Genomic DNA, 23,550 nt, shown 5'->3' with positions numbered 1-23,550 from the left:
CGATTCGACGGATTGGAAAACCTCTGCCCATGCCTGACACCGACCCCGCCCTTTTCAGCGCCGAAGACATGCTCGCCGCCTTTGCCCGCCGGCGCCTGACGCCGGTCGACGTGCTGCAGGCGGTCACCGAGCGGGTGGCGCGGCTCAACCCGCAGCTGAACGCCTTCGCCGTGATGAACCCGGGCGCGCTGCAGGCGGCGGGGGAAAGCGCCGCGCGCTGGCGGGCAGGGCGGCCCATCGGCATCCTGGACGGTGTGCCGTGCACGGTGAAGGACCTGGTGGACCTCGCCGGCTTCCCCACGCGGCGCGGCAGCCGCACCACCTCGCCCGAGCCGGCGGCGGACGATGCGCCGATGGTGGCGGGGCTGAAGGCGGCGGGGGCGGTGATCCTGGGCAAGACCACGACCACCGAGTTCGGCTGGAAGTCACCCGGCGACTGCCCGCTGCACGGCATCACCCGCAATCCGTGGAACCCGGCCCACACCACCGGCGGCTCGTCCTCCGGCGCCGGCGCGGCCGCAGCGGCGGGATTCGGACCGCTGCACATCGGCACCGACGCCGGCGGCTCGGTACGCATCCCGGCGGCGTGGTGCGGGCTGGTGGGACTGAAGCCGACATACGGACGTATCCCGCAATGGCCGGCCAGCGCCTTCGCGTCCGTCTCCTGCGCCGGGCCGATGACCCGCACGGTGCGCGACGCGGCGCTGATGCTGTCGGCCATGGCGCGCTATGACCTGCGCGACCCGTTCTGCCTGCCGGACGAGCCCTGCGACTGGCTCGACGGGATCGACGCGGGCGTCGCGGGCCTGTCCGTCGGCGTGCTGTCGAAGCCCGGCTTCGACGCCCCGGTCGACGCCGACGGCATCGCCGCGGTGGAGCGGGCGGCGCAGTTGCTGGCCGACGCCGGTGCCGACGTGGAGGCAGCCGAGGCGGATCTGCCGGACACCAGCCTGGCCTTCACCCGGGCCTGGGCCGCGGCGCTGGCGCGGGTGGTGGCGGGGCTGCCGTCGCAACTCGCCAGCCTGCTCGATCCCGGCATCCGCGAGGTCGCCGCCGCGATGGGCGGCATGTCGGCGGTGGAGTTCATGGACGCCGAGGCGCTGCGCGCCACCACCGGCCACGTGATGGCGCGGCTGCACCAGCGCTTCGACCTGGTGCTCTGCCCGACCGTGCCGGCCGGGCCGCCGCTGGCGGACGCGCCGACGCAGGACCCAGTGCGGGCATTGACCACCGCCTGGGCGCCGTGGACATTCACCTTCAACCTGTCGCGTCAGCCGGCGATCACCGTGCCGATGGGCCGGCGGGCGGACGGGCTGCCGAACGCGGTGCAGATCGCCGCGGCGCAGTTCCGCGACGACCTGGTGCTGCGGGCGGCGCGGGCGATCGAGCTGGCGCAGCCGTTCGAGGTGGCGGACCTGGGGTAGGGGAGCTCAGACATTTGCCCTCACCGTCATCGCCCGGACAAGCCGCATCGCCGCTAACTTAGGCGGCCGGACGTGGTGCACCGCCCCGTCGTCATGGCGGCCGCAGGGCCGCCATCCACGTCTCGCGGTGCTGATATCGGCAGAAGGCGTGGATGGTGGGCCTTCGCCCACCATGACGGAGTAGCAACGGCCGTGCCGCCGGTCGCCTAAGTTGGCGCCGATGCGGACAAGCCGGGCCATGACAGAGCGGGGGAAGGAACCGTCACACCGCCAGCGGCGCGTTGGCCCGCCACGAGCGCAGCAGGATCAGGGCGGCGGCAAGCAGGGCCGGCCCGATGAACAGGCCCAGGAAGCCGAAGGCGACGAAGCCGCCGAACACGCCCAGGATGGTCAGCGACATCGGCATGTGAACGCCCAGGCCAATCAGCCACGGCTTGAGGAAATTGTCGATCGTGCTGACCAGGACGCCCCAGGCGATCATGAACACGCCCCAGCCGCCATGATCCTGGCCGAACAGCCACCACGCCGCCCCGCCCCAGATCAGGATCAGCAGCGGCCCGCCAACCTGGCTGATCGCCAGCAGCAGGCCAACGAAGCCGAGTGTCGCCGCCCCCGGCACGCCGGCGACGGCCAGTCCGAACGCCAGCAACGCCGCCTGGATCATCGCCGTCCCGATCACGCCCAGCGCGACGCCGCGCACCGCGCCGGCGACGGCATCCAGCGTCGCTTCCGCGGTCACGCCGCCGAGGCGGCGGAAGATGTCGCGCAGTTCCTCGGCCAGCCGATCGCCCGTCGTCCACAGCATGGTCGCCACCACCAGGGACAGCACCACCTGCAGCACACTGTCGGCCAGCGCCTGCGCCGCCGTCAGCAAGGTCTGCTGCAGCGTCCCGGAATAGGGCTCCAGCATGGCGTGCAGGTTCCCCCCGGCCCGGGCCACCTCGTCCCAGACCCGTGCCAGCCTGGCGCCCAGCAGCGGCACGCCGGCGAACCACGCGGGTCGTTCCGGCGCGGTGGCGAAATAGGCCTGCACGCGCTGGATGCCGCTTCCGAGTTGGCTGGTCATGGCCGGCGCCACGGCAAGCACAGGCAGGGCCACGACCAGCAGCGCCAGCAGCAGCAGGATCGCCGCCGCCAGCCCGCGCGGCAGCCCCCGTGCAATGAGCGCCTGCCGCAGCCGCCAGGCGGCGATCGCCAGCGTGGTGCCGAACAGGATCGCGGTGGTGAACGGACGCAGCACCGCCGCCACGCCAACCAGCAGGCCAACGACCAGCAGCAGCACGATGCTGCGCTCGATCAGCGTCACCATGCCGGCCCCGTCCGGAGCGGCAGCCCCGGCCTGCCGCGCTATCGGCGCCACCACTGGGCGAGGATCCGCACCGCTGCCGGGAAGCCGATTGTCCACTGCATCACTCCAATGCCGCCTGGCCCTGGCGGCGCGCCGCCGCATCCCACATCAGCCGTGGATCGAAAGCCTCGGCCGCGAACATCGTCAGGATCACCACGCCGGCGAAGGCCACGGCCCCGCGCCCGGGATCAATTGTCACCACCGAGCCGAACTGCACCAGCGCGATCAGCACGGACTCCATGAAAATGTCGATCATCGACCAGCGGCCGATGGTGCTGACAAATCGATACAGGAGCGTCCGCTGGCGCAACTGCCACGACGACCCAAGCTGCGTCGTCACCAGCAGCAGCACCAGGCTGATCAGCTTCAGGCACGGCACGCCGATGCTGGCCAGGAACACCAGCAGCGCCAGCGGCCACATGCCGCCGGCCAGCAGTTCCTCCGCCCCGCCGATGATGGTGTGCGGCGCGCCGGAGCCGAACTCCACGAAGGCCAGCACCGGCAGGAGGTTGGCGGGAACATACAGGATCGCCGAGGTCACGACCAGCGCCCAGGTCCGGGTGATGCTGTCCGGCTTCCGCGCCTCGACACGGGAGCCGCAGCGCGGGCAGTGCGTCTCGCCCGTGGCCGCGGGGCGGCAGACCAGCCGGCAGGTCTCGCAGGTCAGCGCCCCCGCCGGTGGCGTGACCGCCGCCAGAACCGCGCGCCCGGACGGCAGGTCGGTCAGGCCGCGCCGCTCCATCGCCTCCCACACCGCCTGGCGGTCCAGCACGGAGTCGGCGGCGACGATGGTCAGCATCAGCAAGACCAGCGCATAGACGCCAATGCCGACGTTGACATGCACCGTGTCCGGCAGTTCGGTGAAGGCGACGAACACGCCCAGCAGATAGACGTCGACCATCGCCCAGGGGCGGATCTTCTCGGCGATGCGGAAGGCGTCGCGCAGGTGCCGCGGCGGCTGCGGCATCCGCAGGCCGAGCAGCACGTAGGTGACCAGCCCCAGCCGCAGCAGCGGCGCCAGCGCCGACATGAACGCCACCACCGCGGCCAGTGCCCAGACATTATGATGGCCAAATCCCAGCGGGCCCGACAGCACGGTGGCCGAGCGGTACATCCCGAAGGTGCTGACTGTCAGCAGGGTCGCGGTGCAGGCGATGACCAGCAGCGCCAGCGCCGCCAGGTTCAGCGCCAGACCACGCCCCAGCGGGTCATGCCGGACGCGGCGCAGCCCGGCATTGCAGCGGTTGCAGCGCGCCACCGTGCCGGGCTCCATCGCCGGGAGGACCTGGAACTGGCCGCAGTCGATGCAGGCGCGCAGCCGCGGCTGCGTGACCGCCTGCTCGATCGGTGTCGTCTCGAACAGGCTGGCCAGGATGGTTGGCGCGGTGGCCATGGCGGCGTCAGTGCCGGTGCCGCGCCCGATGCGCCGGGCGCGGCGGCGGCGGGCGCGGCGGCTCGTGCAGCATCACGGCGATCTCGTCGGCCAGGCGGCCCAGGGCGATGCTCATGGCCCGCACCTCCTCGGCGATGCGACCGGACGGCACCGGCACCGTGGTGCGCAGGCTGCGCATGAGGCCGGGGCGCTCGGGCTCGATGAACGTCACCGAGGCCTGCGCGGCCAGGATCAGGGTGCGGGTGGCGTCCAGGTCCATGCGCAGGATGTTCACGCCGACCGCGGCGTTTTCCTTGGCCGAGATGGCGCTGTCGGACGTCACGAAGGTGGTGCCGGGCAGGCGCTGTGACAGATTCTCGGCCAGCACGCGGCCGATCATGGCGGACAGGGGCTCGCCCCAGGTGTCGTTGGCCATGACGTCCAGCCGGTAGTGCTCCGACGACCGCACGATCTCGGGCCGTTCCAGGTAGCGGGCGATCGCGACCTGGTGCAGCAGCACGACATGCGGCCCCCGGCCCTGCACCACGCCGGGCGCCGGCGCCAAGGTATAGAGTCTCGGGTTGGGCGACGAGCAGGCGGCCAGCGCGGCCCCCGCCGTCGTCAGCGCGATCATTGCGCGCCGGTCCAGAGATATCATTGGTATCCTGTATTGGTCCGGCCGCGGATCAGCGCCTCCGGATGGCGGTTGAGCATGTCGGCCAGCGAGCGCAGCGACTGCATCGTGTCGTTCAGCTGGTTCAGCAGCCGGTTGACGTCACGGTGAAAGGCGGAGTCGCCGCCATAGCCGGTGTTGGCCGATGCCACCAGCCGGTTGGTGTTCGCCAGGACCGCCTGCAAGCTGGCGGTCATCTCGGGCAGGTTCTGCAAGGCCGGAGTCACGCCGGTGTCGAGCCGCTTCACTACGGATTCGAGCTCCGTCATCGTCACCGCCAGCGCCTTCAGCGTCTGCTTCGTTTCCGGGCTGCTGGTCATCGAATTGGCGCCGGCCAGCAGGTTGTTCAGGTTGTCGCCGATCTGGCGGAACGGCATCTGGTTGATCTGCGACAGCACTTCGCTCGCCGACTGGCTGATGTCGGCGAAAGTCCCGCGGACTGCGGGGAAGACGATGACGGTGCCTTCGGTACCGATCGTCGCCTTGGCCGCATCGGGGAAGAACTCCAGCGCGATCTCGCTCTGGCCTGTCAGCAGGTTGGAAGTCTTGATCTGCGCGCGCAGCCCGTGATCAACCAGGAAGCGGGCGTTCTCCAGCGGCCCGCGCTTCGCGGCGGTGGCGGCATCCGAGATCCGCTCGGGCTCAATTTCATAGTGCACCGGGATGCGGATAGTGTCGGCGACCGGGTCGTACTGCATGGTGATGCCGGTCACCTGGCCCAGCCGCTGGCCCTGGAAGGTCACCGGCGAGCCTATGGTCAGCCCCGCCACCGATCCGGGGAAGTAGCTGACCACCGGCACTTGCCGGTGGAACGACGCGTTGCGCGCCGCCTCCTGATCGGCATAGAGCGGAAACGGGCGATTCTCCGCGCTGACCGGTGTGTCCAGCGCCTCCTTCGGCGTGTCGAACGCCACGCCGCCCAGCAGCAGCGCCTTGACGGATTCCATTTCCACCTGCACGCCCTGCGCGCCCAGCTTCACCGACACGCCCGAGGCGTTCCAGAAGCGCGAGCCGTCATGGACGTAACTGTCATAGGGCGCGCGCACGAAAGCATGGATCGTCACCTGCTCGACCATGTGGCCGACATCCCAGCCCAGCACGGTGCCGACATTCAGGTCGCGGAAGAACACCGGCGAGCCGACGCTGACCGAGCCGACCTTGCTGGCATGCAGCAGGAATGTCCGCCCGGGCTCGTTACTGGTCAGCACCGGCGGCGTCTCCAACCCGGCGAAGGACGTGGCCAGCCGGCCGTGTTCAGGACCAGGGAGCAGTTCGATGTAGGCTCCGGAAATCAGCGTATCAAGCCCCGAGATCTGGCCGGCGAACAGCCGTGGCGTGACCACCCAGAAGCGCGTCTGATCGGTCAGGAACGGGATCGCCTGCCGGTTCATCTCGGCTGTGACGGTGACGTGCGAGCCGTCGGGGCTGAGCTGCACATCCGTCACCAGGCCAAGCACGACGTCCTTGTGCTTGATATGGGACTGTCCCGCCTGCAGGCCTTCGCCACTGTCGAACGTAATCGTGATCGTCGGCCCGCGCCTGGAGAACGTGTCCCACGCGAGCCACGCGCCAATCAGCAGCGTGACGATGGGGATCAGCCAGATCAGCGGAATGCGGCTGCGCCGGCTCAGTTTGGCCTGAGCCGGCGCGGCAGGTTCGAGGTTCATGGACATCGGCGCATCACCGGTTGGCTCCACTCTCTCGAACCTGCGGGGGTCAGCGGATGATGATCTCCACGCGCCGGTTCTGCGGCTCACGCACACCCGGACCGGTGGGCACCAGCAGGTGGGTTTCGCCGAAGCCCTGGATGCTGATCACGTCCTTCGGCACGCCGTCGCGGACCAGTTCGTTGGCGACCGCCTGCGCACGCCGGACCGACAGGCCCATGTTGTATTTCGCCGTGCCGGACGTGTCGGTGTAGCCGTTGACCTCGATCCGGGTGACCTGGACATGGGTGGAGTTGTCAGCCGCTTCCTTGACGATCTGCCGGGCTCGATCGGTCAGCGTCGCCTTGTCCCAATCGAAGAAGACCAGGTACGACCGGGCCGGCGCCGGAGCCGGGGCCGCGACAGGGGCTGGCGGCGGCGGCGGCGGCGTGACGCCGAAGTTCCAGCGGACACCGAACATGAACGTATTATTGTATTCGTGTCCCAGTTGCATCGTGCCAGGCACGAAGCTTCTGCCGCCACCGGCGGTCGGGGTGGTGAGGGCCGCGTTAAAGGTCCTGGTGCCGGTCAGCCCCAGGATCCGGTAATCCGCGATCAGAGACAGGCCAGGTACCGATGGAATGGGGAAGGCCGCACCTACAATGCCTTGCGCGGCAAACGATGCCCGCGTGTCGTTCGAGCCGAGGGTCGTGCCGTTGCTGCCGATGGCAAGGAAGTCCGACAGATGCGTCCGCTGGTAGCCAGCGCCGAGGCCGACATAGGGGACCACAAACGGCGACAGGCCGTTGAAGTCGTACAGGACATTGAACATCGGGCCCCACAGCTGCTCGGAGCCGCCGGCCCGCGTGCTGGCGCCGAAGCCGCGCGGCTGGCCGCTTATCCGGCTGATGCCGTTGCCGCGATAATCGAACTCAACCTCTGCCCGTAGGCCATTGCCGAAGCCCCAGCCCAGGCCGGCGAGTCCGGCGCCACCGATGTTGGTGCTAAAGTTCAGATTGGGCGTGCTGAGGCCGCTGCTCAGGGGGCGGAGGCTGGTGCTCAGGTTCTTGACAGATGGGTTGGCCTTGATGTTGAAGCCGCCCATCACGTTTACATAGGGACCGACAACCGGGTAGCCCAAAGGCCCCTGGTCATCCTGCGCCTGGGCGGCGATCGGGAGGCTCAGGGCCGTCGTTACGGCCAAAAGAATGCCAACCCGTGCCTGCTTCCACGTTTTCAACATGGCAAGTTCCTCTTTGTTGTAGCGTTGCGACCGGAATGCGCTGAATGCTGCGCACGGACTATGCAATTTCGGCGGATACGCTTGTGTTCGGAAACACTGTGGCCGAACTGCATCACTAACCTTACACTAAAAAGCATCACTCGGCTGTCCAGTTCGAAAGCAATTCACGGAGCGAAGACCATCCGCGGCGCCCACAGGACCTTCCGATGCGCCGTTCTCGGCATCACGCAGAGAGCCGCCTGTGGAAGCCGATCGCCAGGAAGTAGAGTGTTCATCAAAAACGGCGACTGGTGCCATCATATCTTTAGCGAGCGGCAGCTTAGGGCCATGGGTCTGGCTTTTTCGCCACACCTGGCCAGGATGAAACAGATAACACGAAGCCACCGCCGGCAAATACCATGGTATCCAAGGCGAACGCGTGGCCGGCCGGTGTCACCTTATTGCAACACAGGCCGCAGGCAACCCCGCGGCGTGTTCATCGCGGCGCGGCTTTCCTTTCGCTTTGGCAGTTCACGGTGAGTTCAATTTTCGTTTGACAGAGGTCAACGGAGTATCGGTTCCCTCGCCTTTGATTGCGCCGCCTAACTTGGTTTGGGGGCGTCCATGCTTTCCAGCTCGGGTAACAACTGCACGGATGTCGAGGAATTCCGGGCCGCGGTGTGGCCGGTCAATAACGATATCGTTCTGACCGGCTCCGGATCTTTCTCGGCAAGTGTCATCAAAATCGACTTGCGCCGGCTCTGGATGCAACAGGTTGACGAAACCCTGGCCCGCTCCTGGTGCGTCCAGATGGAGCAGCCGCGGGTCGCCATCGGCTTTCCGGTCGAACCTGGATGCCCGGTCCGGCACCAGGGGAGCGAACTCGCGCCGGATGAGGTCGGCATTTTCACCCCGGCACACCCGGTGTGGCATACCACGCTCGGCCCGAGCCGCTTCGCCAGCATGTCGCTGCCGCATGACGATCTGGTCGAACACGGCGTGGCGCTGACCGTCGGCGCGGCCCTGCCAGTCGGCGTGGCCACGACCGCCAGGGTGGACCCGGCCTTGATGTCGCGCCTGCGATCCTTGCATGCCGCGGCGGTGCACCTGGCGAAACATGCCCCGGGCGCCATCGAGGATCCGCACCGGGCGTGCGGACTGGAAGCCGCCCTGACCGAGGCCATGGTCGACTGCCTCGCCAACGGACACATGCGAGCCGACACGGCAAGCCAACGGCGGCACACCGCCATCATCAAGCGGTTGCATGCCCTGGAGGAAGCGGCCCGCGAACGGCCGCTGTACCTGGCGGAGGTCTGTTCCGCCCTGGGCGTGAGCCAGCGGACCCTGCATCAGATCTGCAACGAAATGCTGGGGATCGGCCCCAAGCGCTACCTGTGCCTGCGGCGCCTGCATCTGGCCCGCCGGGAGCTTCGCGCGGCATCTCTGGGGGCGATGACGGTCACCGACGTCGCCACCAAATTCGGGTTTTGGGAGCTTGGCCGCTTTGCTGTCGCCTATCGCGGCGTGTTCGGTGAGTCACCGTCGGCGACGCTGCGGCAGGAGCCGATCAGGAACTGACTGTGACAGCGCTGGCCGGTGCGGCACCGGTCAGGGATGGTGCCTCACCGGTCGGAGAGGTGTGGTTGATGGCGTATTTTTGTTCGCACAGAAAATGAACTGAGGGACGTGGAGGGCCACAGGGGATCAGGGGGACGTTGCGCGGTGCGGTGCGGACTTGCCGGCGGCGCGCAAATACGGGCCGGTTTTTGAATGGGGGTTCGGCCGGACCGGCGCTTTTGCCAACCGGCGCGACGATCGGCTATTGCGGGGACGGAATTTCGGCCGGTGTCTTGTCAATTCGGCGCGGGGGCAGCCCGGCTTGCCTCAGATCAGCAGGAATTTTCGGCGCCGGGGCGCTGGTTGCCCATTGTCCGGGCAATCCGGCGGCTGCTCGCCGAAGGCCCTGCGATACGCCACGGCAAAATGGCGGAAATCGGCAAATCCATAGCGGGTCAGGACGTCATGCACGGTTTCCGGCGCGGCATCCGCCTGCCGCAGCGCCCGCCGCGCCTGCCTGAGACGCCGCAGGCACAGGTATTGGGCAGCCGTCATCCCCAGCACCGGCAGGCACCAGGCACGCAGCACGCGCTCCGACACGCGCATGATCCGGCAAACCTCGGCGACCTGTGGCACGGTATTGGGACAGGCCGCCAGCACCTCCTGGAACCGGACCAGCATGGTGGCGCGGTGGCTGCCGGCGGCCGAAGCGCCGCGCGGCTCGGCGCCGATCAGGCAGGCCACAAGCGTAACGATCAGGTCCTGCTCGAGCGATCGCGCGACCTCCGGATGGGACAGGCGGTTCAGGTAGCGTTCGGCGACCCGCGCGGCCCGTGCGTGCAACTGCAGGAACTGCCGCCGGTGGCCCAGGGGCAGGCGCAGCATCCGGCCGCGAGGCGGGATCGCAAGGTCCCAGCCGTTGAGAATCCGGCTGTAGGCCGTCAACGTGGGCAGCGCGAGCGCAATCGCGCCCCATGAACAGGGCGCGGTGATCCGCTGATGAAAGCGTTCCCCCGGGCTATGGAACATGAGGTCGCCCCATCGCAGGGAGACGCCGTCGCAGATCAGGCGCGAGGGTTGGTCCGTAGGAAATGTCACAATGATTTGATCCGACGGCAACGAGACATAGGCAACGCGCGACAGCGTCTCCCGCGCATGCAGCAACTGCAACTGGGGCAGCCCCACCCAGGTCAGATTCGCGCGGAAACGGCCGGGCTGGACCGCCAACAGGTCCACCGGCAGTGCCAGGTGCGCCTGATAATCGTCGGCGTCGGTGAATATCGACGAGCCACTGCCCGGCATCCGTCACTCCTCGCGGCGCTCCTGGGTCATTGCGGTTGTGCGAACGTGCCATAGCGGGCGTTTGCCAGTCTCTTGCTACACCCGCAGGTCGGGTGCCGGACTATGCAGAACCGGACAATTTCCGATGCTGACTGCGGCAAACGCAAATGTCGCGGTGCCGTCCGGGCGCCGCGTGAGAATGGCCCGCAACGCCTGCGGTTGGCGCGCCTGTCAGTCCGGCGCGCGAACGGCTTGCGGTTTCCGCATAGCGTAGCGAGCACACCCTGCCAAAACTGGCTTCGTATGGTAAACCTTGGGTGAGGAGCCAGTTATGCAGGTCACGACATCCCGCAGCGCCGTCGCCATTGGCATTCTCGCCATGGCGGGCCTGCTTCCGGCCGTCATGCCGACCCCGGCCGCGGCGCAAGCCAATCCGACCTACAGCAACGTGGTGCCGCAATCCGAGATGGCCAAGATCCACGCGAGGATCACTGCCATCGATCCCGCCACCCGGCAGGTGACGCTGCAGAGCCGATCAGGCCGTTCCCTGACCGTAACCGCCGGCCCGGCCGTCAGACTGAACATGCTCGACGTCGGCGACAAGGTGAATGCGAACTACTACCGCTCGGTCGCCTTCATGGTCAGCCCGCCAAGAGGCGGCATGGGTGTGCCGGCGCCCGGCGAGGATGAAATTGCCCAGGCCATTGCCCGGCCCGTCCACGCGCCCGGCGGCATTGGCCTGCGGGTGGCCAGGGTCAGCGGCACCGTGGTCGGGATCGACCTGGCGGCGCACAGCATCGACCTGGTCGATCCATCCGGCGGCGGCGTATATACCGTCGATGTCACCGATCCGGCACGCATCGCGATGCTGCCGCAACTGAAGGTCGGTGACACGGTCACCGCCGTGGTCAGCCAGATGCTGGCGGTATCGATCGAGCCCGCACCGAAGAGCTGGTTCTAGGCCGCAACGAACGGGCGGCACGCGCGACGTGTCGCTCGGCCAGCCCGGATCGGCTGCTGCCGGATCGGGCAGCGGCCGCACAAGCGCTGACTTGGGGCCTGATGCAGACTACCGCTCCATTTGCCGCGCGGACGCCTCAACCATCATGGCGGGCCTTCGCCCCCTTTGGCGTTGTTATAGTGTGGAGCGAGGCACGCTGTTTCTTCCCGTCATGGCGGCCGCAGGGCCGCCATCCACGCCTGACGGTGCTGAGATCAGCCAAGGGCGTGGATGGTGGGCCTGCGCCACCATGACGGGTTTGCAACGGCCGTGCCGCCAACCCGCCAATTTTAACGCCAATGGGGCCTTCGCCCACCATGAACGGGACGGGGCCGGTGCGCCGGACACCACGACTGGGCACGGTGGGACGTCCCTTTCCGTCATTCCTGATGTTGTTGCGGCTGGTGTGGCGGCGCGCCCTGATCAGGAACCGATTGCGCCGGCACGGGCGGCGGCGGTGTCGGCGTCCGTTGACTCGTTGCATGATACGCCATCACGCCGCCGCCCAACGCCATAATGAATGCCACGATAAGAAACATGATGCGTCTCCTGCGCCCTCAAGCCGCCTCGGATCGGCCTGGAAACAAGCTAGCGCAACGGCGCAAGGCAGCAATGACGCAGGTCAACGCGCATCACGATCCCTCGCATGGCGCCGAACATACAATGTAATGTTGCGAATGGAATCTCTCCGGAACGGCGACCTGATCCCGCTACGGGACTTGCCGCTTGGATTCTGCGGGAGCCGTCCGAACGCGGCGGGACAGCTCTCTGGCTACTGGTCTTTCACTTCGACCACCGCCCAGCTCACGTCAGGATCGAAACGCTGGATGCGCGGGACGATCCGGTCGGTGTCAGGACCGAGGTCCTTCTGGAATACCGTGCCGTCCTGGTTGACCAGGAACGTCATGATGCCGGAGGCGCCGTAACTGGCCGGCCATGCGATCATGGCGAAGCCGCCGGTCATCCGCCCGGCCTGGATGTAGTCCTTCGCGCCCCCCGGCGCGTCCGGTCCCTGCGCGGACAGGACGCGGAAGTAATATCCCTGATAGGGGACCCGCCGGCCGCCGGCCGTCACGCCCGGATAGCCTTCCGCCTGCGCCGTCTCGACCAGCGGACCCAGCGGGCTTTCCGGCGTCCCGGCCTCCTCCGGCCAGTACAGCCCGTCCTGCCGGCCGGGCGTGCTTACCAGCCGCTCGGCATACACGCCGGTGCCGGTTTTCTGCCGCATGCGCTCGAAGTAGTCGTGCTGCGCATCCACATAGGTCAGGCAGGTGCGGATCGCGGCCAGTTCGTTGTGGCCGATGCGCCGATCGACGATCTCGTCGGCGCCCGCCTGGGTGTCGAACATCCAGCGCCCGTTGCGCTCGACGATCGGGATGGGCAGGGGCCAGTGGTTCTCGCCGACGATCAGCTGCATGCGGCCGGCGCCCTGCGGCGACAGCGTGTGCGCGGCGGCGTAGGCGTCGGCGAAGCGGCGTTCCTGCTCCTGGTCCGCATAGCGGTCGCCGGAGGACAGCAGCGCGTCGTTGCCCGGTCCGAAGATGGCACGCAGTGCCGCGGCATCGTGCGTCCGCGTGGCGGCGGCCAGGGCGGCGGCCGCCTCCTGCGGCGAGGCAAAGCTGCGTTCCGCCGGCGCGGGCCTGGCGCACAGGCCGGATGCCGCGGCCAGCGCCGTCCATGCGGCGAGGACGGCAGGCAGCAGCAGGTTGCGTGGCAGGATCTTCACGGCCCCTCCCCTATCGCCGACCGAAACCGCGGCCACCGGCATGGCCGCCACCGGCATTGCCGCCACCAGCCCTGGGCCCGCCGCCGGCGGGCCGCTGGAACTGGCCGGCGGAGCGGCTCTGGGCGCCGCGTTGCCCGAACTGGCCGGCCTGCCGCCCCTCGTTGATGCCGGAAAACGCGCCTTGCCGCGAGGCCGGCCTGTTGGCGGCGACCTGCGGCGCGGGCTGCCGGGCGGACGCGGCGGGCCGGTTGGCGCCAGGCCCGCCCTGGCCGGCGGCCGGCCGGTTTGCCGCCCTGTTCTGTCCCGCCGCTCCGGCCGCTTGTGGGCGGGACGCCCCGGCCGCTTGTGGGCGGGACGCCCCGGCCGCGGGCGTGCGCACGGCGCCGGCCGAGCGGGCGGGTGGCGAAACGGCATTGCGCGGCACCGAGACCTGCGGGCGGCCAACCGCGTTCGCCGGCAGGCCGGCGGGGCGTGCCGGCCGCCCGACCGGCCCGGCCGGCGGACGCGCCAGCCCCGCCGGACGCCCACCGGGACGATTGGCCTGCCAGACGTTGGAATTGATCTGGTGGCGATTGACGTTGATGTTGTTGTAGCGGTTCACGTTGACATTGACATTGACGTTGCCGTAGCCCCAGGACGGCCTGGCCCAGTTCCACAGGCTGGCGGTGATCGCAACGCCCGCGCCGAACGCCAGTCCGCTGACCAGGGCGGTGCCGAAGACGTAACCCGGCGGTAGCGGCAGGTACACCGGCGGATACGACGGATACGGCCACGCGCCATAGACGACGGTCGGGTTGTAGCTGGGCACATACACCACGTTCGGCTGTGCCGGCTCGATAATGATGGTCTTTTCTTCGGTGCGAACGACCTGCTGCGGCGAGGACTGCAGGCTGCCATGCGCCTGAGCCTGCCGGCGCAGGCGCTGTACCGCATCCAGCACATCCGCCTGCTGATCGGCGAACGCGTAGCCAAGCTGCTGCATCCAGTCCAGCTGGCCGTTCATCATCGCCAGCACCGACGGGAACGGCACCAGCGACTTCACGCTCGGGTCCCAGGGCTGCGCCGCCAGTGCCTTGGTCAGGGCATCGCCACTCAGGCCCTTGTGCGCCGGGTCCTCCACCCAGCGCGCCGCCTCGACGACCTGGAGCGGGTAGGTCGAGGCCATCAGCACCTGCGTCAACAGCGGGTCGGGATACAGCGCGATCGGCGCCAGCAGGGCGTCGAGCTGCTCGGTGTTGAAGGCGGTCGCCGTATCGGCCGGCTGGGCGACGGCCTGTGGCCCGACGGCCTGTGGCCCAGGCTGCGCGTGGGGGGCGCTGATCCAGCCGGCGTGCAGCATCAGGCAGGCGGCCAGTATCCGGACGGGACGGGGTCGTCTCCCTGTCCTCATGGCCGGACGTCTCCCGGCCGTCGATCCCCCACCGCCGAAGCGCGGATGGCCGGGACATGCCCGGCGATCACGGGGAGAGAACCGCCACTGCTCTGTTTCCACCATCGTGGCGCCAGCGTCGTGACGCAAAGCGAAACCGTGGCGCGGTTCCCGCAGGCAGCCGGATCGGGTTGCGTTGGTCTGGAACGTGTCAACGGATGTGTCCAGGTCATGCCGGTCACGCTGGAACAGACTCCAGCGCTGCCGGACGTCGGTCATCGAGGCGAAACAATAGCCGATTGCCGACGAAACGCTATGCACTTCCCCCCGCGCCGGCCGCCGTGCCGTTCAGGCGCGCTGTCCCATCATCCGCACCAGCGGGTTGGCGGTCATGCCGTGCGCGATGACGCTGAGCAGGACGGTGCAGGCCGCGGTCGCGGCGACCGTTTCTTTTCCGGGCAGTCCGGCGTCGAAGACGATGACGGCAAAGACGATGCTGGCCAGCCCGCGCGGGCCGAACCAGCCGACGAACAGCCGCTCGGGCCGGCCGATCGGCGTGCCGCGCAGTGACAGGAACACCGGCAGCATGCGGATGACGGTCAGGCTCAGGGCGGCATACAGCAACGTCTGCCAGGTGAACAGCGGCAGCAGCCGGCCCAGCACCGGGCCCCCGAACACGATCCAGGTGAGCAGGGCCAGGACCTCGCCGGTGCTGGCGGCGCCGGCCAGCAGATCGTCCTCCTGGTCCTGCCGCAGGGAACCGAACAGCAGGCCGCCGGTGAAGCAGGCGATGAAGCCGCTGCCGCCCAGCGCCTGCGCCGCGGTGAAGCACAGCGCCGCCAGCGCGACCACCGGGATGTGGCGCCAGTGCGCGCCCGTCCAGCCAAGCCGCGCCGCGAGGCGCAGCAGGACGACGGCCAGGACCGTCAGCACAACGCCGGCCAGCAGGCCAATGCCGATCTCCTCGGCCGCCACGGCCAGGATGTGACGCAGGGTGCTGCCCGCGATCTCGCGGCCGACGGCGAAGTCCAGCAGGATGACGACGACCGGCACGCAGATGCCGTCGTTCAGCCCGCTCTCCAGGTTCAGCGCCTCGCGGATCGCCGGCGGCACCGTCTTGCTGGTGACGACCGGGGCGCCCAGAGCGGCATCGGTCGGCGCCAGCAGAGTGGCGAGCAGCGCCGCCTCCAGCGGGTCGAGCCCCGGAAAGACCAGCAGGGCGGCGGCGAAGCCGAACACGATCGTCAGCGGCAGGCCGAGCAGCAGCAGGCGCTGCGGCAATCCGACGGTGCGGCGGACGACGCCGATGTCGGCGTGGGCGGCGTCGGTGAACAGCACCATCGCCAGCGCCAGTTCCGCCACCGTGCGCAAATCGGCTGCCGTCAGGCCAAGGCGCAGCAACCCCAGCCCTCCGGGGCCAAGGACGAGGCCGGCGGCGGTGAACAGGATCGGCCCGCTGAGCCAGGATCGCCCGACGCGGCCTGCCACGGCGCTGTAGGCCAGTACGACGGCGGCGAGGATGGCGGCGTTCAGATACATCCGGATATGCAGTCAGCCTGGCGCGGACAGCCCGTCGGTGCCGGAGCGCCGTGCGAAAGCGGTTGGCCTAGAGGTCGAGCTGGTTCTTCGGCCAGGTGAAGAACATGCCGACATCGCCTGGCTTGCCGCCCGGGAAGTTCAGGATCCGGGCGGAAAACCCGAAGCCGGCGGGCTTCAGGTGCTGCTTCCAGTAGTCGTAAACCACCCGGGCGCCCTGCGGCAGCGTGGCCAGCCACTCGGGATCGGCGTCCTTGAGCTTTTCCTTCTCCTCGTCGGTCGGTTCGACAATCGGCGGGGCGCCGGCGTTGATAATGGCGCGGCCGGAATCGGTGCAGAAATCGCTGGGGAAGGAGGTGAACATCAGTTCCTCCTCGCCGCGTTCGAACGCCCGCCTGATCCGCAACTGGCCCGCTTGCAAGATCTCGTCGGTGAGCTGGAAGTTCTCCAGCCGCTGCCTGAACTGCGCCATTTCTTCGTTCTTGCGCCGCGCGACCTGTTCCGCGGCTTCCTGCTCCTGGCGGCGGTGGGCCTCGCGTTCAGCGAAGAGGCTGGCGACCGAGAACGGGGCTGAGCTGGATTCCGTCATGGCAAACACCTTGCTCTTTCTGGATGTCGCCGGCAGGATCCGGTCCAGGCGGCATCGCGGTGCGTGAGGCGCATCGATTGCCGGGGCGATACGGCGCCCTTCAAATCCTGCAGGCAGGCCTGGCGAATTTCTGCATCACCGGCCGCCGCGAGGCTATGCGTTTCCGGCGATTTCCCGTCCCCGATGCCGGACCCGCATAGCCTGCCAGAAGGTCCGGCACCGCGCGGCGTGCCTGTCGCCCCGTGCGGGACAGCCTGCGCGTCAGCTGCCGGCCATCCGACCTTGGTCCGGGAGAATAACGGTGGCGGCGCAGGAAGGTGTATGCGCAGGCGATCCATCCCGGGGACGCTGTTGCCTGCGCAGACGGGCTGATCAGCCGCGCTGACCGCCCGCCGCACGAATGCCTGTTACGTCAACGTGACTGCTGGCCGGCTGAATAGCCCTGTTGGTATGCGCTCTGCTCGTTCTGCTTGACGTGATTGTACAGAAGGCCTCCGACAAGCCCCGCGCCCGCGCCGATCGCCGTGCCCAGGGCGGCATTCCCGGCCAGGGCGCCGATGACCGCGCCGCCGGCGGCGCCAACGGCCGTGCCGCCGGCCGCACGCTGCTGGCCCGGCGTCATCTCGGCGCATCCCGCGAGGGTGACAGCGCAGATCAGAACGGCGAATATGCTTTTCATCACTCTTCCCCCATGGTTCTCAGCGACGGCGCGGGCAGGGATATTGCTGCGACAGATAGGTGGCTATGCCATCCTCCGCGGACATCTGCAACCTGCTGGGATCGGCATTGGCCCACTGCACGAAGCGGGCAACGGCCTCGTTTCTTGTCGGCGCCGGGTTTGGGAAACAGAACAGGCGGCCCGACCGGGACGCCGCATCCTGGTCCTGCAGCGTACGGACCACGCCAACCCCGAATCCGTGGCAGAAATTCACCGCGGCCGTGTACAGGGGATCGGTCTGGGGCGCGGAGCACAGATCGACCAGATCCCCCGTATTCCGCAGCAGAAAGCTGTCCTGCGTCACCGCGGCGCTTGCCGCGGAAGCGGCCAGCATCATTCCGCAGCCAGCGAGAGTCCACAGCCCGATCCGCATCGCTTTCCTTCCGCACGATTCACGCCACGTGGCCACTGCGGCTCGCTTCCTGGAAGTGGTTTCCGTCATGGTAGTACCTTACCCTCTCTCGGGACACCGTCGTCCCGATCCATCCGGGGTGGGCCTGGCGGCATCGTGGTCCGGGCGGTCTGCTGGCAATCTCTATCGACTGCCGCAACGATATGCCGCCCGCGTGCCACGGCCGCTGTTGTCCTTGACATCCTGCGGCCCACCCCGGCCAATTCCTGCATCGCCGGCGGCCACGCCGCTATGCGTTTCCGGCAATCCTCCCGACCCTGCCCGGCGATGCCGGAATCGCATAGCGTGCCAGGAGGCCCCGGCACAGGATGCGCCGAGGCTGATTGCCCGGGAACTGGTGAACCCGGGCATCCGCACCTTGGGCTTCGTGCCGGACGACCTGCATGTCTTCTTCCAGTCCAAGGACGGTCGGGCCGGCGCCGGGTCGATCCCGGATGAACCGGTGTCGTTCCGCCTTTCAGCGAGCTTGATTTAACGCAACGCAGCCAAAGTCGAATTCCGGTATTCCAGGCGCGGCTGCGGATCATTGCACGATGGAGTCAGCGATGACTGATTGGGCCGGTTTCCAGAACTACTGGGTCGATGCCTGGCAGCGCTACGTCCTGTCGCTCGACACCCTGCGGCAGCGGGCGAACATCCATCGGGAGCAGGCGGCCAAGGCCGTTCCGAATGTGCTTCACTTCCAGGCCGAGCTGGTGCACGATGGCCGCACGCTGGAGCGGCCGGTGAATTACGCCCTGGTGCGGATCATTCCGCCCGACGATGTTCCAACCGATCCGGCCAAGGCGCCCATCATCGTCGTCGATCCCCGCGCCGGCCACGGCCCCGGCATCGGCGGCATGAAGAAGGACAGCCAGATCGGCATGGCCCTCGCCGAAGGCCGTCCCTGCTATTTCGTCGGCTTCCTGCCGAAGCCGATGCCGGGACAGACCATCGAGGACGTCTGCCGCGCCGAGGCCGTGTTCGTCGCGGACGTGGCGGCGCGCCACCCGGAGGCCGAGGGCAAGCCGGTGATCATCGGCAACTGCCAGGCCGGCTGGCAGATCATGATGATGGCGGCGATGCGGCCGGACCTGCCGGGGCCGATCATGCTGGCGGGCTCGCCGCTGTCGTACTGGGCCGGCGTGCGCGGGAAGAACCCGATGCGCTACCTGGGCGGCGTGCTGGGCGGCACCTGGCTGACCGCGCTGGCGGGCGACCTGGGCAACGGCATTTTCGACGGCGCGAACCTGGTGGCGAATTTCGAGTCGCTCAATCCGGCGAACACGTACTGGACGAAAGGATACAACGTCTATTCGAAGATCGATACCGAGGTTGAACGCTTCCTCGACTTCGAGACGTGGTGGGGCAGCCCGGTCCTGCTGAACGCGCAGGAGATGCAGTGGATCGCCGACAACCTGTTCGTCGGCAACAAGCTGGCCACCGGGCAGCTTCGTACCTCCGACGGCGTGCGCATCGACCTGCGCAACATCCGCTCGCCGATCATCGTATTCTGCTCGTGGGGCGACAACATCACGCCGCCGCAGCAGGCGCTGGACTGGATCCTGGACCTTTACGACGACGGCGGCGAGATCGTCACCAGCGGCCAGACGATTGTCTATACGATGCACCACAGCATCGGCCATCTCGGCATTTTCGTCTCCGGCAAGGTGGCGACGAAGGAACACGGTGAGTTCGTGTCCTGCATGGACATGATCGACGCGCTGCCGCCCGGCCTGTACGAGGCGGTGATCACCGAGGTGAATGAGGATACCGCGAACCCCGACCTGGTGCACGGGCGCTACCTGTTCCGGCTGGAAGCGCGGACGCTGGACCACATCCGCGCCATTGGCGGCAACGATGCGGCGGACGAGCGCCGTTTCGCCACCGCCGCCCGCGTGTCGGAGATCAACCGCGGGCTGTACGAAACTTTCGCCGCCCCGATGCTGCGCGGGCGGGTCCCCGAGCCGGTTGCCGAGACCGTGCGGGCCGCGCACCCGAACCGCCTGCGGTTCGCCATGTTCGGCGACGAAAATCCCTTCATGCAGCCGATCAAGGGCCTGGCGGAGTTGGTGCGCGCCAACCGCCAGCCGGTGCATGCGGATAACCCCTGGCTGGCGGCCGAACGCATGACGTCGGACTGGATCACCGCCTGCCTGCAGGCTTCGGGCGAAGTGCGCGACGCCGTGACCGAGGCGACGTTCCTGGCCACCTATGGTTCGCCGCTGTTGCAGGCGCTGGTCGGGCTGGGGCCGCAGCAGCCGGTGCTGCGCCACGTCGAGCGGGACCTGACACGCGAGGCGGCGGTCGAGCATCTGAAGACGCGGCTGGAACATCGTTTCACGATCGGGCACATGCCGGAAGCCGTGCTGCGGTCGCTGGTTTATATCCGCCTGCCTGAAGGCGTGATCGACGAGCGTGGATTTACCGCGCTGAAAATGGTCCGTGCCGCTCAGCCGCCGGCGCAGCGCATAAGCCTCGCCCGGTTCAAGGAGCTGCTGCGAGAACAGTTCCTGCTCGTCTGCCTGGATGAGGAACGCGCGATCGAGACGCTGCCCAGGCTGCTCGGCGACGATGCGGCCCAGCACAAGACTGGGCTCGACGTGCTGCACCGCGTCCTCGGCGCGACCGGCGTCGAGTCGGAGGAAGGCAAGCGCCGGCTGGCGCGGATCGAGGCGCTGTTCGATGTCAAGCCGAAGCAGAAGCACCTGGAGACAACCGAGGCGGCCCATGATTGACGTCCCCGAAAAGCCCCGCGAGCGCACGAAGTATCAGCAACTGATCGCCCTGGCGCAGTCGCAACCGGCGGTCAGGACGGCCGTGGTGCATCCGTGTGACGACGTCTCGTTGCAAAGTGCGATCGAGGCCCGCAAGCTGCGGCTGATCGAGCCGATCCTGGTTGGCCCGGCCGAACGGGTTCGGAACGTGGCGGCAACGGAGGGCCTCGATATCGCCGGCCTGGAGATCGTCAACGCCGAGCACAGCCACCACTCGGCTGCCAAGGCGGTCGAGCTGGTGCGCGCCGGACAGGCCGAGGCGCTGATGAAAGGCAGCCTGCACACCGACGAACTGATGGCTGCGGTGGTCGCGCGCGAAGGCGGCATCCGCACCGCGCGGCGGATCAGCCACTGCTTCATCATGGACGTGCCGGGCCATGGTGATGCGCTGATCATCACCGACGCTGCGGTGAACATCGCGCCGACGCTGGAGGAAAAGGTCGACATCGTGCAGAATGCGATCGACCTCGCCCACGCCCTGCACGCGCCGGAAGTCCGCGTGGCGATCCTGAGCGCGATGGAGACGGTCAACGCGAAGGTGCCGTCCACGGTGGAAGCCGCGGCGCTGTGCAAGATGGCCGACCGCGGCCAGATCACCGGCGCGCTGCTGGACGGGCCGCTGGCGCTGGACAACGCGATCAGCCCCGAGGCCGCGGCGATCAAGCACATCGTTTCACCCGTCGCAGGGCGGGCGAACGTCCTGGTGGTGCCGGACCTGGAGGCCGGCAACATGCTGGCCAAGAGCCTGTCGTTCCTGGCGCGTGCCGATGCCGCCGGCATCGTCCTGGGCGCACGGGTTCCCATCATCCTGACCAGCCGGGCGGATTCGTTGCTGACCCGTCTCGCCTCCTGCGCCGTCGCGGTGATGCTGGCGGCGGCGAGGCGGAATTCTGCCTCCGCTTCCATCAGTTGAAGGAGAATTGCCGTGCCGGAGATGCAGATCAGGCCGGTCCTGGCCGGGCACAAGGCGCTTGTCGTCGGCGTCGCCAATGAACACTCGATCGCCTATGGCTGCGCCAAGGCTTTTCGCACCGTCGGCGCGGACCTCGCGATCACCTGGCTGAACGACAAGGCGCGGCCGCATGTGGAACCGCTGGCGAAGGATCTGGAGGCGTCCATCACCGGGCCGCTGGACGTTGCGGTCCCGGGACAACTGGAGGCGATCTTCGACCAGGTGCGGACGCAGTGGGGACGGCTGGATATCCTGCTTCACTCGATCGCTTTCGCGCCGAAGGAGGATTTGCAGGGCGGGCTACTGAACTGCTCGGCCGAGGGCTTCGCCAAGGCAATGGATGTTTCCTGCCATTCCTTCGTGCGCATGGCACGGCTGGCGGCGCCGCTGATGACCGACGGCGGCGCGATGTTCGCCATGAGCTACTACGGCGCCAACCGGGTCGTGCCGAACTACAACGTGATGGGGCCGGTGAAGGCGGCGCTGGAGGCGTCCTGCCGCTACCTGGCCTATGAGCTTGGGCACAAGGGGATCCGCGTGCACGCGATCTCGCCTGGCCCGCTGAAGACCCGTGCCGCGTCCGGACTGAAGGATTTCGAGTTGCTGCTGAACGAGGCGGCGGAGAAGGCGCCGCTGGGCGAGCTGGTCGACATCATGGATGTCGGTTTCACCTGCGCCTACCTGTCCACGTTCCTGGCGAAGCGCATCACCGGCGGAACGGTTTACGTGGACGGCGGCACCAACATCGTTGCCTGAGCACGCGAGGGAGGTACCATGTCCGGCTGCATCGCGGTCATCAACGCGGGTTCCTCCAGCATCAAGTTCGCGCTGTGCGGACTGGCGGACGACGATGTCCTGTATCGCGGGCAGGTCGAAGGCATCGGCGTCGATCCTCGCCTGAGGGTCCGGAACGCGCAGGGCGAAACGATCATCGAGCGTGCGTGGCCGGCGGCCGGGTTCGGCCACGACGCGGCGGCCGAGGCGATCCTGCAGACCGGCGCAAGCCTCGCCGCCGGCACGGTGGCCGCCATCGGGCATCGCGTCGTGCATGGAGGCATGGCCTACGACGCGCCGGTGCGGCTGGACGTGGACGTTGTTGAAACGTTGTCCGAGTTGGTGCCGCTGGCGCCACTGCACCAGCCGCATAGCCTGGCGGTCATACGCAGGCTTCTCCAGGTGGTGCCGCACATCCCTCAGGTCGCCTGCTTCGACACGGCGTTCCACCGCGCGCAGCCGCACCTCGCGCAGGCGTTCGCGCTGCCGCGCCGGTTCAGCGAGGCCGGCATCCGCCGCTATGGCTTCCACGGGCTGTCGTATGAATACCTGGTGTCACAGATGCGCATCCTGTGCCCGGCCCTGGCCGCCGGGCGGGTCATCATGGCGCACCTGGGCAACGGCGCCAGCCTGTGCGCCGTGCGCAACGGCCGCAGCGTGGCCAGCACCATGGGGTTCACGGCCGCGGACGGCCTGATGATGGGTACCCGCTGCGGCGCGCTGGATCCGGGGGTGATCCTGCACCTGATGACCGAGCACGGCATGGACGCGGCGGCGCTCGAAGACCTGATCTACCGGAAATCCGGCCTGCTCGGCGTTTCCGGCATTTCCCCCGACATGCGGACCTTGCGCGCCTCGACCGATCCGCGGGCGCGGGAGGCGATCGACCTGTTTATTTATCGTATCATCCGCGAGGTCGGCTCGCTGACCGCGGCGCTGGGCGGCGTCGGTGCCATGGTCTTCGCCGGCGGGATTGGCGAGAACGACGCGGCGACCCGGGCGGCGGTCACCGAGGGATGCCGCTGGGCAGGCGTCAAGTTGGATCATATACGGAATGAGGTTGGCCGGGGCCGGATCAGCGGTGATGACTCGTCGATCGAAGTCTGGGTCATTCGCACCGATGAAGAACGGATGATCACCCGGCACACCAGGGATCTTCTGAAACTAACGCCGGCGTAAGGACCTGATGCAGGAT

21 protein-coding genes are annotated in these 23,550 nt (G+C 68.1%); 8 read left to right on the top strand and 13 right to left on the bottom strand.

Going from position 1 to position 23,550, the window contains the following annotated elements:
* Window positions 1-29 precede the first annotated feature (29 nt).
* Complete coding sequence (locus CCS01_RS09160; protein ID WP_104518525.1) at window positions 30-1,424, top strand: amidase family protein; 1,395 nt, start codon at window positions 30-32, stop codon at window positions 1,422-1,424.
* Between the two features lie 262 nt (window positions 1,425-1,686).
* On the opposite strand, the gene CCS01_RS09155 is transcribed toward CCS01_RS09160, so the two are convergent.
* The 5 genes from CCS01_RS09155 to CCS01_RS09135 are packed head-to-tail and all read right to left on the bottom strand — an operon-like array spanning window position 1,687 to window position 7,706.
* Window positions 1,687-2,787 (bottom strand): AI-2E family transporter, encoded by a 1,101-nt coding sequence (locus CCS01_RS09155; protein WP_158258309.1) that lies wholly within the window; start codon window positions 2,785-2,787, stop codon window positions 1,687-1,689.
* 46 nt (window positions 2,788-2,833) lie between these two features.
* Entirely contained in the window at window positions 2,834-4,165 is a 1,332-nt protein-coding gene (locus tag CCS01_RS09150; protein WP_104518523.1) for a paraquat-inducible protein A, read from the bottom strand.
* 7 nt (window positions 4,166-4,172) lie between these two features.
* Entirely contained in the window at window positions 4,173-4,802 is a 630-nt protein-coding gene (locus tag CCS01_RS09145) for a PqiC family protein (RefSeq protein WP_104518522.1), read from the bottom strand.
* Window positions 4,799-6,484, bottom strand: coding sequence for a PqiB family protein (locus CCS01_RS09140; protein WP_158258308.1), 1,686 nt, complete (start codon window positions 6,482-6,484; stop codon window positions 4,799-4,801). The genes CCS01_RS09145 and CCS01_RS09140 overlap by 4 nt, the downstream gene beginning before the upstream one ends.
* A 49-nt stretch (window positions 6,485-6,533) precedes the next feature.
* Complete coding sequence (locus CCS01_RS09135) at window positions 6,534-7,706, bottom strand: OmpA family protein (RefSeq protein WP_104518520.1); 1,173 nt, start codon at window positions 7,704-7,706, stop codon at window positions 6,534-6,536.
* A gap of 603 nt (window positions 7,707-8,309) precedes the next feature.
* On the opposite strand from CCS01_RS09135, the gene CCS01_RS09130 reads away from it, so the two are divergent.
* Complete coding sequence (locus CCS01_RS09130) at window positions 8,310-9,263, top strand: AraC family transcriptional regulator (protein ID WP_104518519.1); 954 nt, start codon at window positions 8,310-8,312, stop codon at window positions 9,261-9,263.
* Between the two features lie 306 nt (window positions 9,264-9,569).
* On the opposite strand, the gene CCS01_RS09125 is transcribed toward CCS01_RS09130, so the two are convergent.
* The gene (locus CCS01_RS09125; RefSeq protein WP_104518518.1) at window positions 9,570-10,544 is read right to left on the bottom strand and encodes a helix-turn-helix domain-containing protein; all 975 of its coding nucleotides are present in this window, start codon (window positions 10,542-10,544) and stop codon (window positions 9,570-9,572) included.
* A 310-nt stretch (window positions 10,545-10,854) separates the two neighbouring features.
* On the opposite strand from CCS01_RS09125, the gene CCS01_RS09120 reads away from it, so the two are divergent.
* Entirely contained in the window at window positions 10,855-11,484 is a 630-nt protein-coding gene (locus tag CCS01_RS09120; protein WP_104518517.1) for a hypothetical protein, read from the top strand.
* 419 nt (window positions 11,485-11,903) lie between these two features.
* Here CCS01_RS09120 and CCS01_RS33560 read toward each other — a convergent pair whose 3' ends face one another.
* The 7 genes from CCS01_RS33560 to CCS01_RS09090 form a co-directional block, all read right to left on the bottom strand.
* Entirely contained in the window at window positions 11,904-12,062 is a 159-nt protein-coding gene (locus tag CCS01_RS33560; RefSeq protein ID WP_158258307.1) for a hypothetical protein, read from the bottom strand.
* A gap of 233 nt (window positions 12,063-12,295) precedes the next feature.
* Window positions 12,296-13,249 carry a DUF2950 domain-containing protein gene (locus CCS01_RS09115; protein ID WP_158258306.1) on the bottom strand — a complete coding sequence of 318 codons (954 nt, stop codon included), beginning with the start codon at window positions 13,247-13,249 and terminating at the stop codon, window positions 12,296-12,298.
* A 10-nt stretch (window positions 13,250-13,259) separates the two neighbouring features.
* Window positions 13,260-14,639, bottom strand: a complete 1,380-nt coding sequence (locus tag CCS01_RS34340) for a DUF3300 domain-containing protein (protein WP_204848193.1) — start codon at window positions 14,637-14,639, stop codon at window positions 13,260-13,262.
* A 327-nt stretch (window positions 14,640-14,966) separates the two neighbouring features.
* Window positions 14,967-16,157: a cation:proton antiporter domain-containing protein gene (locus tag CCS01_RS09105; RefSeq protein WP_104518514.1), complete on the bottom strand. Its 1,191-nt coding sequence runs from the start codon at window positions 16,155-16,157 to the stop codon at window positions 14,967-14,969.
* 67 nt (window positions 16,158-16,224) lie between these two features.
* On the bottom strand, window positions 16,225-16,743 hold the full coding sequence (locus tag CCS01_RS09100) for a hypothetical protein (protein WP_104518513.1): 519 nt from the start codon (window positions 16,741-16,743) through the stop codon (window positions 16,225-16,227).
* 412 nt (window positions 16,744-17,155) lie between these two features.
* Window positions 17,156-17,422, bottom strand: coding sequence for a glycine zipper family protein (locus tag CCS01_RS09095; RefSeq protein ID WP_104518512.1), 267 nt, complete (start codon window positions 17,420-17,422; stop codon window positions 17,156-17,158).
* A gap of 19 nt (window positions 17,423-17,441) precedes the next feature.
* Window positions 17,442-17,834, bottom strand: coding sequence for a Rap1a/Tai family immunity protein (locus CCS01_RS09090; protein WP_104518511.1), 393 nt, complete (start codon window positions 17,832-17,834; stop codon window positions 17,442-17,444).
* 376 nt (window positions 17,835-18,210) lie between these two features.
* Between CCS01_RS09090 and CCS01_RS33555 the strand changes: the two genes are divergently transcribed.
* The 5 genes from CCS01_RS33555 to CCS01_RS09070 all read left to right on the top strand — a co-directional run bounded on the left by CCS01_RS33555 (window position 18,211) and on the right by CCS01_RS09070 (window position 23,534).
* Entirely contained in the window at window positions 18,211-18,348 is a 138-nt protein-coding gene (locus tag CCS01_RS33555; RefSeq protein ID WP_158258305.1) for a hypothetical protein, read from the top strand.
* Between the two features lie 70 nt (window positions 18,349-18,418).
* Complete coding sequence (locus CCS01_RS09085) at window positions 18,419-20,590, top strand: DUF3141 domain-containing protein (protein ID WP_239992066.1); 2,172 nt, start codon at window positions 18,419-18,421, stop codon at window positions 20,588-20,590.
* Complete coding sequence (locus tag CCS01_RS09080) at window positions 20,583-21,542, top strand: phosphate acetyltransferase (protein WP_104518509.1); 960 nt, start codon at window positions 20,583-20,585, stop codon at window positions 21,540-21,542. Before CCS01_RS09085 ends, CCS01_RS09080 begins: the two co-directional genes overlap by 8 nt.
* Window positions 21,543-21,563: 21 nt before the next feature.
* Window positions 21,564-22,337 carry an enoyl-ACP reductase FabI gene (gene fabI, locus CCS01_RS09075; protein WP_104518541.1) on the top strand — a complete coding sequence of 258 codons (774 nt, stop codon included), beginning with the start codon at window positions 21,564-21,566 and terminating at the stop codon, window positions 22,335-22,337.
* 18 nt (window positions 22,338-22,355) lie between these two features.
* Window positions 22,356-23,534, top strand: coding sequence for an acetate/propionate family kinase (locus tag CCS01_RS09070; RefSeq protein WP_104518508.1), 1,179 nt, complete (start codon window positions 22,356-22,358; stop codon window positions 23,532-23,534).
* Window positions 23,535-23,550: the final 16 nt, after the last annotated feature.

It is taken from the genome of Rhodopila globiformis (assembly GCF_002937115.1).
GTDB classification, from domain to species: Bacteria; Pseudomonadota; Alphaproteobacteria; order Acetobacterales; family Acetobacteraceae; genus Rhodopila; species Rhodopila globiformis.
Note: the sequence above shows the minus strand (reverse complement) of the source record. Positions and strands in the feature narration are given on the sequence as shown.

Excerpts from the sequence above, each read along its gene's own strand:
- CCS01_RS09145 (WP_104518522.1), bottom strand. The coding sequence starts at position 4,802 with ATGATATCTCTGGACCGGCGCGCAATGATCGCGCTGACGACGGCGGGG.
- CCS01_RS09105 (WP_104518514.1), bottom strand. The coding sequence starts at position 16,157 with ATGTATCTGAACGCCGCCATCCTCGCCGCCGTCGTACTGGCCTACAGC.
- CCS01_RS34340 (WP_204848193.1), bottom strand. The coding sequence starts at position 14,639 with ATGAGGACAGGGAGACGACCCCGTCCCGTCCGGATACTGGCCGCCTGC.
- CCS01_RS09150 (WP_104518523.1), bottom strand. The coding sequence starts at position 4,165 with ATGGCCACCGCGCCAACCATCCTGGCCAGCCTGTTCGAGACGACACCG.
- CCS01_RS09135 (WP_104518520.1), bottom strand. The coding sequence starts at position 7,706 with ATGTTGAAAACGTGGAAGCAGGCACGGGTTGGCATTCTTTTGGCCGTA.
- CCS01_RS09100 (WP_104518513.1), bottom strand. The coding sequence starts at position 16,743 with ATGACGGAATCCAGCTCAGCCCCGTTCTCGGTCGCCAGCCTCTTCGCT.
- CCS01_RS09160 (WP_104518525.1), top strand. The coding sequence starts at position 30 with ATGCCTGACACCGACCCCGCCCTTTTCAGCGCCGAAGACATGCTCGCC.
- CCS01_RS09120 (WP_104518517.1), top strand. The coding sequence starts at position 10,855 with ATGCAGGTCACGACATCCCGCAGCGCCGTCGCCATTGGCATTCTCGCC.
- CCS01_RS09085 (WP_239992066.1), top strand. The coding sequence starts at position 18,419 with ATGACTGATTGGGCCGGTTTCCAGAACTACTGGGTCGATGCCTGGCAG.
- CCS01_RS09080 (WP_104518509.1), top strand. The coding sequence starts at position 20,583 with ATGATTGACGTCCCCGAAAAGCCCCGCGAGCGCACGAAGTATCAGCAA.
- CCS01_RS09090 (WP_104518511.1), bottom strand. The coding sequence starts at position 17,834 with ATGCGGATCGGGCTGTGGACTCTCGCTGGCTGCGGAATGATGCTGGCC.
- fabI (WP_104518541.1), top strand. The coding sequence starts at position 21,564 with ATGCAGATCAGGCCGGTCCTGGCCGGGCACAAGGCGCTTGTCGTCGGC.
- CCS01_RS09140 (WP_158258308.1), bottom strand. The coding sequence starts at position 6,484 with ATGAACCTCGAACCTGCCGCGCCGGCTCAGGCCAAACTGAGCCGGCGC.
- CCS01_RS09125 (WP_104518518.1), bottom strand. The coding sequence starts at position 10,544 with ATGCCGGGCAGTGGCTCGTCGATATTCACCGACGCCGACGATTATCAG.
- CCS01_RS09070 (WP_104518508.1), top strand. The coding sequence starts at position 22,356 with ATGTCCGGCTGCATCGCGGTCATCAACGCGGGTTCCTCCAGCATCAAG.
- CCS01_RS33560 (WP_158258307.1), bottom strand. The coding sequence starts at position 12,062 with ATGTTTCTTATCGTGGCATTCATTATGGCGTTGGGCGGCGGCGTGATG.
- CCS01_RS09095 (WP_104518512.1), bottom strand. The coding sequence starts at position 17,422 with ATGAAAAGCATATTCGCCGTTCTGATCTGCGCTGTCACCCTCGCGGGA.
- CCS01_RS09130 (WP_104518519.1), top strand. The coding sequence starts at position 8,310 with ATGCTTTCCAGCTCGGGTAACAACTGCACGGATGTCGAGGAATTCCGG.